This is a genomic window from Butyrivibrio sp. TB (assembly GCF_900110805.1).
GTDB lineage: Bacteria > Bacillota > Clostridia > Lachnospirales > Lachnospiraceae > Butyrivibrio > Butyrivibrio fibrisolvens_C.
In genome coordinates this window covers 73,464-90,536 of sequence record NZ_FOER01000009.1, presented here as the reverse complement: position 1 = coordinate 90,536, position 17,073 = coordinate 73,464, and the positions used below count along the sequence as shown (strand labels likewise).

The window sequence follows — 17,073 nt, the reverse complement described above, 5'->3', positions numbered from 1 at the left end:
AGGGCAACGTGATGTCTAAAGTTTTATTTTTGGCTAACAATTCTACCGGTCTTTATGCTTTTAGAAATGAGCTCTTATTATCTTTAAAAGATGATGGATATGATGTAGTTGTTAGTATCCCTGATGACGAACACAGATCAGATATTGAAGAAGAGGGGATAAGAGTTATACATACAGACCTTGACAGGAGAGGGATGAATCCTCTTAAAGATTTCAAGCTTATAAAAAAATATAAGAAGCTTTTGAAATCTGAAAAACCTGATATTGTCCTGACATATACAATAAAGCCTAATATTTATGGTGGCTATGTATGTGGACGATTAGGGATTCCTTTTATTAGTACTATTACAGGTCTTGGAAGTGCCTTTGAAAAAGGTGGAATTGTTCAAAAACTTGTTACTGTCATGTACAGAACGTCTATGAAGAAATGTTCATGTCTCTTTTTTCAAAATGCTGAGAATAAAGCATTATTTGAAAAACTTGGAATCACAGGGAAAAGAACCGCCTTGGTTGGAGGATCTGGAGTAAACCTTGATTATCATAAAAAGGCCGATGTTAATGATCATGGAGATGTGATCAGATTTTTGTATGTTGGCAGACTTATGAAGGAAAAGGGAATAGAAGAATACCTATATGCCGCTCAGAAAATGCGAAAAGAATATGGTGATAGAGTCTTATTTTCAACGCTTGGATATGATGATGATTCTTATACACAGCGAATGAAAACGGCGCAGGAAGATGGAATTGTAACGGTGATTCCTTTCCACAAGGATGTACGTCCATTTTATGCAGAGTGTGATGTATTGGTTCAACCTTCTTATCATGAAGGGATGTCCAATGTTATCATGGAAGCGGCAGCAGCAGGAAGGCCGGTTCTTTGCTCGAATATAAGTGGATGTAAAGAGCTTGTTGATGATGGTGTGACAGGTTTTGTATTTAAACCGGGGGATGGTCAGGCGTTGTACGAAGCCATGAATAGATTTATCATTCTTTCGAAGGAAGAAAGGCTAAGACTTGGAGACGCCGGTCGTATTAAGATGGAGAAGGAATATGACAGACATATCATAGTTAGGGCATATGCTGGTGAGATAAAGAACATTTTGAAAAATAGAACATAAGCTAAAAAGATAGAATATGTTTTAACAAGATAGAGCATAAGTTAATGAGATAGCATAAAAACTGCAAATGTACAACTGATTAAAGGAGAAGTAATGTTTAGTAATAAAAGTAGCACAGGAACAGTTAAATTTAAGTTTATATCTCTGGCTTTACTTGTTTGGTTTTATTTGGGAATCGCAATGGTTGATGGACCGGTATGGTGTGTAGATACGTATAGCTATGTAACCATGGACTTTTCAAGAGAGCCGGTTTACCCATTGTTTTTATTGGGGCTACGTTGTCTGTTTGAAATACTTCATATTACAGCAAAACCCTACGGCTTACCGGCTTATTTGACCGCTGCTGTGATAATTCAAAGTCTCTTATGGAGTTTTACTGCATATTATCTAGGTGCATTTATCCTTGATGCTACAAGGTCTCTTGGAAATAAAAAATCTTTATGTTTATCAGCAATGGCGATGCTATTTCAGATTGGTGTTGCAGGAATAAATCGCTTTGTTGCAAACCGTGGTTCTATGTACTCAGAGAGTCTTATGACTGAGGCACTGGCAATGCCATTGTATGTGATATTTACGATAGTACTTATAAAGAGTATAGACAATTATGCTGGCAGATCAATATGCAAACTCTTTGCCCTTGGTGTTATTATCTGTAGTATCAGAAAGCAGATGCTTATAGTACTTATCACATGGGGATTTGTATCTTTTGTATATCATCTTTTGGTGAAGAAGAGCCGTAACTTAAAGAAATTTATTCTGACTTGTATATTATTGATACTTGCTTATGCATCTATTATTTTTGTGGATGAAGTATATGAGAATCTGGATCGAGGCGTTTTTACTACGCATATTGGAAATAGTAAGGGCGGCCTTGATACTATGATGTATACTGCAAGTTTAGAAGATGCAGATGTATTTGCTGATATAGATTCTGAAAAGTATCCCGAGATAGAAGATTTGTATATCAAGATATATGATGCATGTCGGGAGCAGGAACTTATGATAGATTTTGCTCCGGGATATGAACTTAAAGAAAATTCAAATGTATTTAATTCTGACTGGCCGGCTATGGTAGATCATTATGCTGAGTGCTATGACGTAATAGGATTTGATATTGTAGGACCGATCCTGCAAACATATGTATTGTGTTATTATCCCGAATTTGATGATGTTCATTCTATGATGATGCAGGATGAAGTTGAAGGATTACTTTTCAAAAAACTGCTAAAAAATAAGATTGGAAAAGTGTTAAACGGAACGGATAAAGGCGCAGTATATGTATTTACTGCTAATGTACTGAAAGCCTTTGTTATCTCAAATGCAAACATGTTACCGAAAGTTTTGATAAAGATATCAGCGGTTATATATGCAGTCTTTCTTATAGTGTTTATTGCTGTTTTACTTAAAAAAAATACTCCAATACGCAGCTTTACTTTGCGGTTAATGTTTATTGTAATGGCAGGAATTGCTATAAACTGTTTTATTACAGGCGCTTTGATATTCCCACAGCCAAGGTATATGTGTTATGGAATGGGGCTTTTTTATTTGGCTTTGCTGCTTGGTATAGTTGTTTTGATACCAGATAAACGCACTGACTGCAAATAAATACTCTAGCTGTTGGGGCTGATTAACTACAGGGAGATTATGAATAGTTGGAGATTTTTGCTATTTGAGTTATAATGGTCACGTTCATATGTAAAAAATAATTCATAATAATATATTTATAATGAATCTTGGAGGTTTAAATCATGGATTTATATGAAAAACTCCTTTCAGGAGAAGAGAAACTTTCTCTTGTAGGACTTGGATATGTTGGTATGCCTATAGCAGTAGCATATGCTAAGAAGATCAAGGTTGTTGGATATGACTTCAACGCTGCTAAGGTTGATCTTTATAAAAAAGGAATCGATCCAACCAGAGAAGTTGGTAATGATGCGATCAAGGATACAACTGTAGAATTCACAGCTGATCCTGAGAAATTAAAAGAGTGTAAGTTTCATATCGTAGCAGTTCCAACACCAGTTAACGATGATCATACTCCTGATCTTACACCTGTAGAGAGCGCCAGTCATACACTTGGTAAACACCTTACCAAGGGCTCTATCGTAGTATACGAGTCAACAGTATATCCCGGAGTTACAGAAGATGTATGCGTACCGATTCTTGAGCAGGAATCCGGACTTAAGTGCGGCGTAGACTTTAAGGTTGGTTATTCACCGGAGCGTATCAATCCCGGTGATAAGGTTCACAGACTTGAGACCATCACTAAGATTGTATCAGGTATGGATGAAGAGACTCTTGAAGTAGTTGCTAAGGTTTACAGCCTTGTTGCTCTTGCCGGCGTATATAAAGCAGAGAACATCAAGACAGCAGAAGCTGCTAAGGTTATCGAGAACAGCCAGCGTGATATAAACATTGCATTCATGAACGAGCTGTCAATGATCTTCAATCGTATGGGAATTGATACACAGGCAGTACTTAAGGCAGCAGGAACCAAGTGGAACTTCCTTAACTTTAAACCGGGTCTTGTAGGTGGTCACTGCATAGGTGTAGATCCATACTACCTTACATACAAGGCTGAGGAACTTGGATACCATTCACAGATCATCCTCTCAGGTCGTCGCATCAATGATGATATGGGCAAGTATATCGCAGAGAACTGTGTTAAGAAGCTTATCGCCAATGATATAGCAGTTAAGAGTGCTAAAGTTGCTATCCTTGGATTTACATTCAAAGAGAACTGCCCTGATACACGTAATACCAAGGTTATCGATATCTACAAAGAACTTGGTGAGTATGGAATCACTCCTGTAGTAGTTGATCCACAGGCTGATGCAGATGAAGCTAAGCGTCTTTACGATATTGATTTTGATTCTATGGATTCAGTTAAGGATATGGATGCAGTAATAGTAGCTGTTGCACATGAAGATTTTACTTCATTATCAGCTAAAGATATTGCAGCATTCTTCAATCCAAAACACACTACAAAGGTATTCCTCGATATCAAAGGCATTTTTGATAAAAATGACTTTACAAAGCCGGAATTTGATTACTGGAGACTGTAATTATATGCTTGGGAGAAGCTGGATTAATGACTAATATTAAAAGATGGGCCGATTTGATCTTATTAGTACAGGCATTTGTGACAATATGGAGTTTCGAATGTCTTGGGATGTTAGGAGCATCTAATATAATCTGGTTTATCCTTTTGGCTGCTGTAATTCTTTTGTACAGATTCAGTTCAGAATATACAGCAGGACTGAGTACTAAGACAGTACCTGTAACGGCAATTGTTTTCAGCGGACTATATACTTTTTATAACATGAGTAGTATCACAAAGCAGTACGATAACCTTTTATTTAAGGTTATCGTACTGTTTGTTGTGTTTACAGGCCTTTTTATTCTTTTTTATCATGGACTTAAGATTGTATATAAATGGTATTTGAGCTTGAATGCTCTTGAACTTTTTAGAACTCAATGCATGAATGATGCTAATGGAATCAAATCTAAAGTGTTTTTGATATCCTTTGTAATATGCATGATCTTCTGGATGCCTGGATACTTGTATGAATTTCCTGGAATCGTAACCCCAGACAGCATTAATCAGATAGAGCAGGTTTTAGGCCTTGTTCCTTTATCCAATCATCATCCGCTGATGCATACTTTACTTATAGGACTTTGTCTTAGACCTATATTTGCTATTACGGGAGATCTGGTTACTGCTATAGGTTTTTATACATTTGTTCAAATGGTATTAATGGCTTTGATAGTCTCATATAGTATCAATTCATTAAAGCTTATAGGACTAAAGCTCAGATGGGTATATCTGTCTCTGGCATTTTATGTACTAATACCTTTCCAATGGGTATACATTGTAACAGTATGGAAAGATGTCTTGTTTGCAGGGTTTATAATGCTGTTTGTAACAACGCTTATCAGAGTATTGGTAATAGGTACTGAAAAGATAAAGATCACTGACCTCATTCTTCATTTTATCGCATGTGTGGGAACTGCTCTTTTTAGAAGTAATGGGTTATATGCTTTTTTACTTATGATACCTTTATTGTGTATATGGGGATTCAAGGCGTTTAGGATTAGAAAACGCATGATATACACGTGGGGATTGTCTCTTGCAGTTATACTTATTATAAGATTCCCAGTGATGAGTGCATTTGGGGTTATTCAGCCAGATATTATTGAATCGTTATCTATACCCATACAGCTATTTTGCAGAGTCCTTGTTGAGGACAAAGATCTTGGCATGGAAGATACTATGATGGTTAACAAAGTCATAGACACTACATATATTCACGAATTGTATGCGCCGGACTTTGCCGATAACATGAAGGAACTATTCAGAGCGGGAGATATTGACTATTTTGAAGAGCATATCTTTGAATATGCTAGTCTCTGGATCAGAACAGGGCTTAAGTATCCGAGTGTATATATTGATGAATATAAAAACATGACATATGGCTACTGGTATCCGGATAATCCGGCAGGAGAAGGTACTTATACTGTGGCGGATAATGATGGAGTATGTAATAATGGCTTGGGAATAGAGCGAAGATGGCTATTAGGAGGAATCTGTGCAAGGCTGTGGCAAAAGATAAGAGAAATAGGGACTAAGCTTAGTACGATGCTTCCGTTATATGGTGTATTATTCTGTATGGGAGCAGCCTTCTTTATAGAATGTATATCTATTGGAGTAGTATTAACTCAAAAACAAAAAGGAAAAATATTACCGTTATTACTACCATTTTTTGCGGTATGTACAGTCCTTATAGCTACTCCTGTAGCTGCCGATTTTAGATATACATATTTTCTGACTATGCTGTTGCCGATTATTGTTATATATCCGGCGTTTACAGACTATAAATTAACGGAGTGATTACATGAACAAAAAGATCAGTAAAATCAAAGGAATAGAAGCAGTAATTCTTGTCATTTCACTACTCCTTATTATCTCCATATTTCCGCTTCGTATGTGGAGTACAATAAAAGAAGAATCAGGTGGTGGAGAGATTGTAGGAAGCACTGAAAATGTTGATTCCACTCATGACGTGATTCAGGACTTTATAGCACAGTATGACAGGCTTGATTCAATATCAGTTTTTGTTGATGAGCTTGTTGGTGGGCGATATATGCGCGTCGCTTTTTGGGATTATGAAAAGTGGGTTGTAATGTATCAGGATCTAATCGACCTTGGAGAAGAGACTCTTCCGGGGTATGTGGAAATTCCTATGGGGATAGATCTTGAGGTCGGAAAAACTTACAGGGTATTCATAACTGTACAAAATGCCTCATTTACAGTAGGAACTGAGAATATTACAGAAAATGCTAATGCAGCAATAGGTACATTTTATTATAATGATTCATCTATAGATGGCTATCACCTTGCTGCAAAATACAATTATGAGCTTCCAATATCTAAAGGCAAGAGTTTTATATACATGGGTATTGTAGCTGCTGTATGTATAGTCCTTTTGGTAGTTGTTGAATGCATAGGAAGAAGCAAAAACTTTGGAGATACAACGGTACATAAACTTGTGCAGTATACTCTTAATCCTGTGGCATGTGTGAGTTATGCGGCTTTGGCTTTCATGGTATTTCCTATGAAGCTTTTTGATGACAGGATTTCTGACATCTTATTTTATGAAGCTGGACTTTTGATCTCATTTATTGTTCTGATTTATGGCATCAACCACCAATCCAGAGACAACTCTGAAGAAGTATTCACTTTGTTTGGAAGTGTATATGATAGCATAAGACACTATGGCCAGATGATTCTTATAGCCATGGCCATCTGGTATGGATGTGACTATATGAATGGTCTTGCCAACATATTCCATACGATATCAGAGAGACAGATGGCCGTATGTTTGCTCGGAATTGTAATTCTTACTTTTTCTAAGCGAGAACTTCTTAATGTATATAATGCTGTTGTAGTAGTTATAGGAGCTGTTGCAGGATTTATCTATTATAATGGTCATAAATTGGCTGAAACTGAAAAAGAATATGACCTTCATAACCTTATACTAGTCCTTCTTATCGTTATATTATTAGAATGCCTTATCATTTTGTTGAATTTTATCAGACTATTATGTCTTAAGATTAGTAATAGATCTGAATGGAAGAACAAAAAACTTACCTTGTCTTGGTATGCTGTGATGGTAATTGGATTTTTTGCCCTTATCATCATATTCAGATTCGAACGCTTATGGGGAGTAGCCCTTGCCGCAATATATACAGTTTTATATTTTAGATATTATGTATCAAGTGATTCCAAAAAGATGCTTAAAGTTCTGTCAGGCGGATTATCACTAAATGTTGTTTATACCATAGGTTATTGCCTGTATTGCAGATATTTCTATGGATTTATAATGGGAAGATATTCCATGCAGTTCCATACAGTTACTGTAACAGCGGAGTACCTTACTATAATGCTGTGTGCATCTTGTGCGCTGCTTATTGGTAAGATGGTCAAAGCTCAAGACGAAGAAGGCTTTTGGGATAAATTGGCTGTAATATGGAAAGAAGCTGTGCTTTTTGGATTTGTTTCTGCGTATATGTTCTTTTCAGCCTCCAGAACTGGATTCCTTGCAATAAGTATCACTGCTCTTACAATGATAGTCATAACTTCTATAACTCAGAAGCAAAAGGTACGTAGCTTTATAAGATTAGTAGTGATCTGTATCATGGCTGCAGTGATCATGTTTGCACCTGCATTTACTCTTCAGAGGATGATTCCGGTCATGATAGGTTATCCCTATTTTATCGAGATAGAAGATGCCGTCCCAGATGTACGAGGTTCCAAAGACTGGGACGATTACAGTTATATGTCTATAGAACGCTTTATCTCCGTATTTAGTGAGAAGATGTTTGGAACAGATGGAATAGATTATGATTATTCTGAAGATAAGATGAACTACGATGAAGATGGAAATCTGTTATATGATGCAGATGGAAATCTTATTGTAAATTCGCAGTCAGATGGCAATGATCAGTTTTCTGAAGCAGGAGATGTGCAGTATATAGAAGATGTTAGCGAAGATACAGCTATAAACACAGAGGAAATAACCGAAACGGAGGTTGCTGCTTCTGACAATCCTGAAGAGGATACAAGTAGTATTGAAGAATACAGTAATGGCAGATTTGATATCTGGAAAGCATATGTAAGCAGCCTTAATATGACAGGACATGAGAACATGTCTGCAGTAGCAGAGAATGGAGAAAATCTTATCCACGCGCATAATTCATATCTTCAGGTTGCATTTGATCATGGTATACCAACCGGAATAGTATTTTTGCTGATGATCATATGTGGGATAGTTCTTTCAATATTACGCTATCTAAAGAACAGGAATGAGATATTATCACTCCTGCCCTTTGCAATAATATCCGGTTTTGCAATAGCTGCACTTACAGAATGGAATTTCCAGTTGTGCAATCCTATGACAATTGCCCTAATGTTGACTCTGCCTTTTGTCATGTTTAGAGATAAGAAGTGAATAACCCATTGCTGCATAAGGAAATAGTATAACGTAATAAACAATAGTATATTGGGCTTTGGCTTCCCAGAAAAGATGGAACAGAAAGCCGCCTATAAGTATCATGGCAAATATCATATTTTGCCATGATATTTTTTTATTTCCAAGTAATATGTACAGAAATGATCCCAAATATATTATGAACATCACGATTGACATTATAGATTCTATAAGTATATTGAGTTCGCCATAGTACAGATTGTAAATAACAGGGGACTCTCCTATATAATTTCCATGTCTGCCACTGTTCCATAATGATTGAAAATCAGGATTGAGCCACATAGAATTAAGCTTTTCTGCAAAAAATGAAAAAGTATACGAAGGTGAAGCTGCGAATCTACCTAGAGATTCGGATATTCTTTCGATAGCGAATTCTTCGGCAACTTTAGGATCGCATCCCAGTTCGATATACTTGTCCCAGGTATATCCATTGAACCAGCCATTGGCAAGTTCATCATTTTCAGAAAGCCCCATTGCTACAGCCAAAGCGGTAGGCTGTCCATAGGAGCCTATGTTTGTGTATTGCCCCTGACAAGCCCACTCATAATATTCAAAGACAGCCTTGTGAGAAATAGAAAATGATATAACTACCAGAGGAATGAACAGTAAAAGCTTTCCTCTTTTAGAATCAAGAAAACATCCTATTACCAAAATGCACATGGCGATAATGATAATAAGGTTATTGTTTCTTACAAGTGCACTAAAAGTAATAAAAAATACAGATGCAAGGATATTGAGGATTGTGTGATCTTCGTTCTTACAAGCCTTCATAAGGAAAAATAAAGCGGTAAGAGCAAGGCTGTGCCCTATGATAGTGCCATATACAAATGAAACAAATAAAAGAAGCGGTATATCCAAAAATTCAAGTATAAGAAACAGATTGATACTGAATCTGTCCTCAGTCATCATACAAGTTATTTTGTATAGAAAAAACTGTATGAAACAGATGAGAAAAACATTGATAAGTTGCCAAACAAATGCTGTTGTGTTTCCAAATAGGAGGAAAAATGGTTGATACAAAAGCGCAAGTCCAAGCTGGAAAGGGTACATTCCCATATAACCATCAACATTAAAAGTGGAGAAGTCACCATTAAGCATCTGCTGTGCCGCCTTGAAAACCTGCCCCTGATCGCTTCCTTCATGTACATTGGCTATAATTATCCAGCAGGTAGTAAATACATAGGTATAAGCTATTAGGATTTTTGCAAGTTTGCCGGTATTTAAGGAAGATATTTTATCTTTTAACTTATAAATAACTGCAACAAAGATGATAAGTGCAGGCAGAAGCAGGAACCATAAGGTATGAACGAATACAGTCTTTTCAGATACCTGAGATACTTCCAGTCTGGCATTGATAAAAAGAGAACCTATTGAAAGGTATAACAATATAGGGATTGCAAATATTAGAACAATGATCTTAAAAATATTTAATGTCTGCTTCATGCATGACCTCCAAGAACTGAATTATAGAATCTTTGCTCCAATATTCTATCATATTTTTGTTAATATTAATGAAAAGTGCTATTATGAATTAGTGATTGCGCAAAAATAAATATTTTAAGAGGTATATTATGAGTTACGAACAGCTAGTCTTCCCAGAGGGAAGTACATTTCTTGTTACCGGTGGTGCGGGCTTTATCGGATGCAATATCACAGAAGCTCTTCTTAAGAAGGGATGCAAGGTACGTGTACTTGATAACCTTTCGACAGGACATATAGAGAATATCAATCCATTTATGGATAACCCGAACTTTACATTCATCCAGGATGATATCAGAGACCTTGATGCATGTATGAGAGCTACAGATGGAGTAGACTTCGTATGTCACGAAGCAGCATGGGGATCAGTTCCTCGTTCTATCGAGATGCCGCTTCTCTATGAAGATATTAATATTAGAGGAACTCTTAACATGATGGAAGCATCCCGTCAGAACGGCGTTAAGAGATTTGCATATGCATGTTCATCTTCTGTATACGGCGATTCTACTAAGCTTCCTAAGAGAGAAGATCAGGAAGGCAATCCTCTTTCTCCATATGCTCTTACCAAGCAGACCAATGAGAAGTATGGAATGCTTTATAAGAAGCTTTACGGACTTAACACATACGGATTGTCATACTTTAACGTATTCGGTCGTCACCAGGATCCTAACGGCGCTTATGCAGCTGTTATCCCTAAGTTCATCAAGCAGCTCCTTAATGGTGAGCGTCCTACCATCAACGGAGATGGTAGACAGAGCCGTGACTTTACATATATTGACAACGTAATCGAGGGTAACCTTAGAGCATGCCTTGCTCCGGAAGATGCAGCCGGCGAGATGTACAATATAGGCGCAGGTGGAAGAGAGTACCTTATTGACGTATACAATGACATCTGCGATGCTCTTGGAATGAAGGTAGAACCTATATTCGGACCTGCACGTGCAGGCGATATCCGTGATTCGAATGCAGACATCTCCAAAGCCAGAGAGAAGCTTGGCTATGATCCTTCTTATGATTTTGCTAAGGGTATCAAGCTTGCTATCGAATGGTATAAAGAGAATCTATAAAATAGGTCTGTACAAAGATAATTATAGGTTGATATCTATAACTCTTTTGACAAAGTATTTGTAACTACGAGTGATATATTTTTTTAGACTATAATTGATAAAAAATTATACTCTAGAGATTAGAGGTTACTAATGAAGATCGCCATCAGGCTTGATGACATAACTCCGGACATGAACTGGAGCAATTTTGAACGCTTTAAAAGCCTTCTTGATAAATATAATATTAAAGCTCTTCTGGGCATAGTTCCGGAGAATCGCGATCCTAAGCTTATGATCAATCTTCCAAAGAGAGATTTCTGGGAGTATATCAAAGACTTAGAGAAAGATGGCTGGACACTGGCTATGCATGGCTACCATCATGAATATACAACTCATGATGGAGGCCTTCTTCCTCTTAACAGGAATTCTGAGTTTGCAGGACTTCCTTTTGACAAGCAGGACAGAATGATAAGAAGTGGCAAGATCCTTCTTGAAAAGAACGGGATCACCACTGATATCTTCATGGCGCCGTCCCATTCCTATGACATGAATACCATCAAAGCTCTAAAGAAGAACGGCTTTACAGGTATCACAGACGGATTTGGTAATGGCCCTTATATGTGGGAGGATATGGTCTTTTATCCAATATCTTTCAAAAAGAGTCAGACACTTAAGTCCAAAGAAGACGGCATTGTGACCTTCGTAGTTCACACCAACACCATGACAGATAGAGACTTTGAAGCATATGAGAAGATCCTTGCTACTAAAGAGATAGTATCCTATTCAGAGATGCTTAAGCTAAAGCCGGTAAAGGCAACAGAAACAGACCGCTTCAAAGAAAAACTCATGGCAACTACTAAGTTTCATTTAAGGGAAACTTTAAGAATCAGTAGTAATATAAAACGATACATTAAAAAACGTGTATTAAAGAATCACTAGAACCTGGAACGCATATGTTACTGATATAATCCTCGGGCGTAATCCGTACGAGGAGTGCTCAGGGGCGTAGCCCCTACGACGAGAGACAAGGTAGCCCGAGGATTATATCAGTGACTTCTGTGCGGCACAACGTAGTACATAACACCCATTAACAGGAGGCATACATGCCGCAGGATTTTGATATAAACAGCATACCGGAAAGAAAAGAAAAGCCCATCAGGGTCCTGCATGTATTCGGGCGTCTAGGACTTGGAGGTGCAGAAAGCCGCATCATGGACCTTTATAGGAACATTGATAAAAGCCAGGTCCAGTTCGACTTTCTCGTACACAGTGATGCGCAGCTTCCCAAAGGAGTTAAGTATTCATCAGCAGAACTTATGAAGGTCAGAAAGCCGGAGTACTTTGATGAAGAGATAAAAAGGCTTGGAGGCAATATCTACGTGGTACCAAGACTTAACTCCAAGAACGTACTCTCATATAAGAGCTATATAGAGAGCTTTTTTAAAGCCAATAAAGGCAAGTGGGCTGTAGTACAGGGACATATGACAAGTACCGCAGCTATATATCTCCCTATAGCCAAGAAATACGGTGCAGGTATCACGGCCTCTCACGTTAGAAGTGGAGGAACAGACCCAGGGCTTAAAGGCAAGCTTACAGAATTTTTGAGACGCCCATTTAAGAAAGAAGGGGTCTGCGACTATTACCTCTCATGTACAGAGGCTGCAGCAAGGCATGTCTATGGCGATGAGCTGGTAGATGCAGGCAAAGTCAGAATCATACCTAATGCAATAAATGTTGATAAGTTTGCGTATAGTGAAGATATAAGGAACAAAATAAGAAATGAACTAGGGATATCCAACGCAATAGTCATAGGTCATGTTGGAAGATTTCATTATGCCAAGAATCATGAATTTCTTATTAGAGTTTTTGCTCAGATGGTTCAGCTTATAAGAGAGGATGACAAGGGCAGATATACTCTCATTTATGGACTACCACTTCGCCTTATGCTCCTTGGAGAAGGGCCACTCATGGAGGATACCAAAAAGCTTGTTCATGAACTTGGAATGGACAACAGAGTTATTTTTCTAGGGAATAAATCCAATGTAAGTGACTACTATCAGGCTATGGATTACTTCTGCTTCCCTTCACGCTATGAAGGACTTCCGGGTACTGTTGTGGAAGCGCAGGCAGCAGGCCTTCAGTGCCTTGTATCGGATTCCATAACTATTGAAGTTGATATTACAAGGCTTGTAAGTCGTATGTCCATAGAGCTTGATCCAAGGCAGTGGGCGATGAAGGTCTTAGACGACCTCGTTCCAAGGATGGATGTATATGCTCACGAAGTTCCGGATGAGCGATTTGATAATGCTTTTGACAGAATATATGATAAAGATCAGGGATTTGGAAGAATCTCAGATGGAATGGGGAAAGTGCCTGTAGACCTTCCTGAGGAGCATCCTTATGACAGAGCGCATACTTCCGGCTATCTGGCAGATGCTATAAGACGTGCAGGTTTCGATATAAGCGCCCAATCCATAATGATGACATATTTTTATAAACACGGAACTTTTCCTGAAAATGCCAACAAACATCTTAGGGAAGTTCCATAAAGGATTATTATGAAAAAACTGATGTTGATCACACCAATGCTTCATCAGGGCGGCTTTGAACGTGTATGCGTAACAACAGCCAGACTGATGCAGGAATATTATGATGTTACTATTCTTATCTTCTCTGACAAGGACATCAATTATGATATTACAGGATTAAATGTTGTTAATATCAATGTTCCTAGTAAGAAGAGCAAACTGGCTAAAGTTATAAATCTTATAAAACGTATTGTTAAAACCAGAAAGGTTAAAAAAGAGCTCGGAATCGATATTAGCTACAGCTTTGGTTCATCTGCCAATTATGTTAATGTCTTGTCAAGAAGACAGGAGAAAGTTCTTACAGGACTTCGCTGTTCCACAGATATGGAAGCTCCTGATCAGGTAAAGCTATTTTGTAAAAAGGCAGATCAGGTTCTGTCCTGCTCAAAAGAAATCATGAGACAATTGAAACGTGATTTCGGCTATGAGAGAAGCAGTTATATCTATAATCCTCTTGATGTTGATATGATCAATGACAAAGCTAAAGATGTTGTAAATGATATGCCCTTTGGTCTTGATCAAAGCAGGAATGATCATTTAAAACTTATAGTTTCTGTTGGAAGACAGGACTATATCAAGGGGTTCTGGCATCTTATCAAGGCATTTTCTATAGTTGAAAAAGACAATAAGGATGCAAGGCTCATGATAATAGGAACAGGCGACTGGACAGGATATGAGAAGCTTGCAAATGACCTTAGAGTGGGCGATAAAGTAGCATTTATGGGACTTAAAAAGAATACATTTCCTTATGTTGCAGCATCAGATCTATATGTACTTTCCTCCAATCATGAGGGTTTTCCGAATGCGCTTTTAGAGGCTATGGCTCTTGCCAAGCCATGTGTGGCAGCTGATTGTAAGACTGGCCCAAGAGAGATCCTGTTGTCAGAATCAAGCTACGACGATCTTATTGCAAGAATTCCTGATGGCAGCTCTACAGATGTTGTGATAGAGGGCGAGTTTGGTGTTATCGTTCCAGATATGAGCCAGGAGGTTAATCTTGAAGCTTCTAACATAGAAGAAGGAGAGAGAATCCTTGCCGGTGAGATACTGAAAATGCTCTCAGATAATAACAGACTATCTGATTATGGAAAAAGAGCTTTTGAGAGAGCCAAGGGCTACAAGCCACTAAAATACCGCGAAGAACTCGCCGGCATTTTACGTAAATTCCACTAAGGTGGCATTAATTAGTAAAACATAGTAAAATAATATGGCCAGTTTTGCCTGAAAGAGGATGAATATGCATTATAAACTAGTTGTTTTCGGAGTTAAAGATACCTCTGAGAATATAATAGATTTTATACAAAAGGAGCTCTGCCCGGTTGATCTTGTTATAACAATTGCACCTAAAGTTACTGAGAAAAATCAGGTTTCGGGCTTCAAGGGACTATCTTTTCTGACTGATAAGTATGGAATACCTGTATATGAAGCAGACAGTTACTATCTTAAAGATGAGAAGACTATTAAGTTCATAAGTGAGAATACTTTTGATATAGGCATAGTGATGGGATGGCAGAGGCTTATCCCGGCGCATGTTCTTGATGCTTTTTCTAAGGGAATATATGGATTCCACGGTAATTGCGGATACCTTCCGTTTGGAAGAGGAAGATCTCCTCTTAATTGGTCCATGATATTAGGAGATACAAGATTTAATCTTAATCTATTCAGATATGATGAGAAGGCAGATAGCCCTAATGTGTTTGGAACCGAGATGTTTTCTATAAATCCTCATGATGACATAAGAACTGCTCAATACAAGAACATGATATGTTCAAAACGACTCATCAAAAAACTGGTGACAACCTATTTATCAGGTGAGGAGATCAAAATAAGGACGGATTCCAAAGACTTTGACAGCTGGTATGAAAAAAGAACCCCTGCTGACGGTAAAGTTGACTGGCATGCAAGAACACGCGACATTTATAATCTTATCCGAGGTGTTGCGGCGCCCTTCCCTGGAGCTGTATGTTATGTGGGAGAAGGCGAAAGTCATGAAATGAAGATCTGGCAAGCGCATCCATTTGATGAGATGATAGATTTCTCAGCATATGAACCGGGAGAGGTTATTGATATCTTTGATGATAAGCTTGTTATCAGAACAGTAGATGGATCGATTTTGATAGATAAATATGAGTGTAATATAGAAGTCATAAAAGGAACAGTACTTCACTGAGATAGTATATGAGAACGATAGCATTTCATTTAAATTGCCTTGTTAAGGGCGGTGCTGAAAGGGTTGTAAGCAACCTTGCCAACAAGTTTGCCCAGGAAGGCTATAAAGTTTATGTTGCAACTGAATGGTATGATGAGAATGAATTTGTACTAGATGAGCGCGTAACCCGTGTCCATGTAGGTCTTCGTAAGGAGGATGAGAACAAAAGCAGGATTACGAAGTTCTTTCTTAGGATTAAATACCTTAGGCAGTTTATGAAGGAGTATCATCCGGATCTTTTGATAGCTTTTGCGCAAAGAGCCAATTATAGAGCACTTACAGCGCAAAAAGGTACGGATGTTCCTGTTGTTATATCCATAAGAACCAATCCTACAGGACATTATGATGCTATATCTGACAAGATTCAGATAAAATGGCTGTTCCCAAAAGCTGCAGGATGTGTATTTCAGACAACAGGACAGAAAGAGTTTTTCAGACCTTACCTTCAAGACAATTCAACTATAATTATAAATCCGATAAATCCTAAGTTTTTTGATGTTCCTTATCCGAAAGAACGTGAAAAGGCTGTTGTACATCATGCCAGGATTGTGGATTTCAAGAACCAGCCAATGCTGATAAGAGCGTTTATAAAAGTTCACAAGAAGCATCCTGACTGGGTACTTAGAATCTACGGCGATGATTCACATGATGGAACACTTGAAATCCTTAAGAGCCTGATCAGCGAAAATAACGCTGAAGACTATATATTCCTTATGGGTGATAGTGAGACTCTTGAGAAGGAGATAGTCAAAGGCAGAGTATACGCATTCACATCCGATTGGGAAGGACTCCCCAATTCTCTTCTTGAAGCGATGGCACTTGGAATGCCTATTGTTTCAACAGATTGCCCATGCGGCGGCCCCAGAACAGTTATGGAGGATGGGGTAAGTGGACTTCTTATCCCTATCAAAGATGAAGATGCATTGGTAGATGGGCTTAATAAGCTGATTGAGGACCCGGAACTTTGTGAACGTCTTGGAAGAGAGGCTTCAAAGATTAGAGAACGTGCCAATGCCGATGCGGTATTTGAGCAATGGAAGGATTATATAGAACTTGTCCTAAAAAGATGCGGGAGGAATTAAC

Annotated in this window: 12 protein-coding genes; 11 read left to right on the top strand and 1 reads right to left on the bottom strand. The window is 38.1% G+C overall.

Annotated elements, in window-relative coordinates; genetic code table 11:
• Positions 1-11 precede the first annotated feature (11 nt).
• From BMX21_RS07825 to BMX21_RS07805, 5 genes are all read left to right on the top strand, one after another.
• Entirely contained in the window at positions 12-1,118 is a 1,107-nt protein-coding gene (locus BMX21_RS07825; RefSeq protein ID WP_092043121.1) for a glycosyltransferase family 4 protein, read from the top strand.
• Between the two features lie 93 nt (positions 1,119-1,211).
• Positions 1,212-2,723 carry a hypothetical protein gene (locus BMX21_RS07820; RefSeq protein WP_092043118.1) on the top strand — a complete coding sequence of 504 codons (1,512 nt, stop codon included), beginning with the start codon at positions 1,212-1,214 and terminating at the stop codon, positions 2,721-2,723.
• Between the two features lie 143 nt (positions 2,724-2,866).
• Positions 2,867-4,183, top strand: a complete 1,317-nt coding sequence (locus tag BMX21_RS07815; protein WP_092043115.1) for a nucleotide sugar dehydrogenase — start codon at positions 2,867-2,869, stop codon at positions 4,181-4,183.
• A gap of 26 nt (positions 4,184-4,209) precedes the next feature.
• On the top strand, positions 4,210-6,009 hold the full coding sequence (locus tag BMX21_RS07810) for a DUF6020 family protein (protein ID WP_092043112.1): 1,800 nt from the start codon (positions 4,210-4,212) through the stop codon (positions 6,007-6,009).
• A 4-nt stretch (positions 6,010-6,013) separates the two neighbouring features.
• Positions 6,014-8,629: an O-antigen ligase family protein gene (locus BMX21_RS07805; RefSeq protein WP_092043109.1), complete on the top strand. Its 2,616-nt coding sequence runs from the start codon at positions 6,014-6,016 to the stop codon at positions 8,627-8,629.
• Here the strand turns inward: BMX21_RS07805 and BMX21_RS07800 are convergent.
• Entirely contained in the window at positions 8,585-10,111 is a 1,527-nt protein-coding gene (locus BMX21_RS07800) for a hypothetical protein (RefSeq protein WP_027203320.1), read from the bottom strand. The two genes, BMX21_RS07805 and BMX21_RS07800, sit on opposite strands and share 45 nt — an antisense overlap.
• Positions 10,112-10,239: 128 nt before the next feature.
• Between BMX21_RS07800 and BMX21_RS07795 the strand changes: the two genes are divergently transcribed.
• The 6 genes from BMX21_RS07795 to BMX21_RS07770 all read left to right on the top strand — a co-directional run bounded on the left by BMX21_RS07795 (position 10,240) and on the right by BMX21_RS07770 (position 17,072).
• The gene (locus tag BMX21_RS07795; RefSeq protein WP_022752707.1) at positions 10,240-11,214 is read left to right on the top strand and encodes an SDR family oxidoreductase; all 975 of its coding nucleotides are present in this window, start codon (positions 10,240-10,242) and stop codon (positions 11,212-11,214) included.
• A 132-nt stretch (positions 11,215-11,346) separates the two neighbouring features.
• Positions 11,347-12,132, top strand: a complete 786-nt coding sequence (locus BMX21_RS07790; RefSeq protein WP_092043106.1) for a DUF2334 domain-containing protein — start codon at positions 11,347-11,349, stop codon at positions 12,130-12,132.
• A gap of 164 nt (positions 12,133-12,296) precedes the next feature.
• Entirely contained in the window at positions 12,297-13,742 is a 1,446-nt protein-coding gene (locus BMX21_RS07785; protein ID WP_092043103.1) for a glycosyltransferase family 1 protein, read from the top strand.
• 9 nt (positions 13,743-13,751) lie between these two features.
• Complete coding sequence (locus BMX21_RS07780; RefSeq protein WP_092043100.1) at positions 13,752-14,954, top strand: glycosyltransferase; 1,203 nt, start codon at positions 13,752-13,754, stop codon at positions 14,952-14,954.
• A gap of 64 nt (positions 14,955-15,018) precedes the next feature.
• Positions 15,019-15,951 carry a methionyl-tRNA formyltransferase gene (locus tag BMX21_RS07775; RefSeq protein WP_092043097.1) on the top strand — a complete coding sequence of 311 codons (933 nt, stop codon included), beginning with the start codon at positions 15,019-15,021 and terminating at the stop codon, positions 15,949-15,951.
• A gap of 8 nt (positions 15,952-15,959) precedes the next feature.
• Positions 15,960-17,072 carry a glycosyltransferase gene (locus BMX21_RS07770; protein ID WP_092043094.1) on the top strand — a complete coding sequence of 371 codons (1,113 nt, stop codon included), beginning with the start codon at positions 15,960-15,962 and terminating at the stop codon, positions 17,070-17,072.
• Position 17,073: the final 1 nt, after the last annotated feature.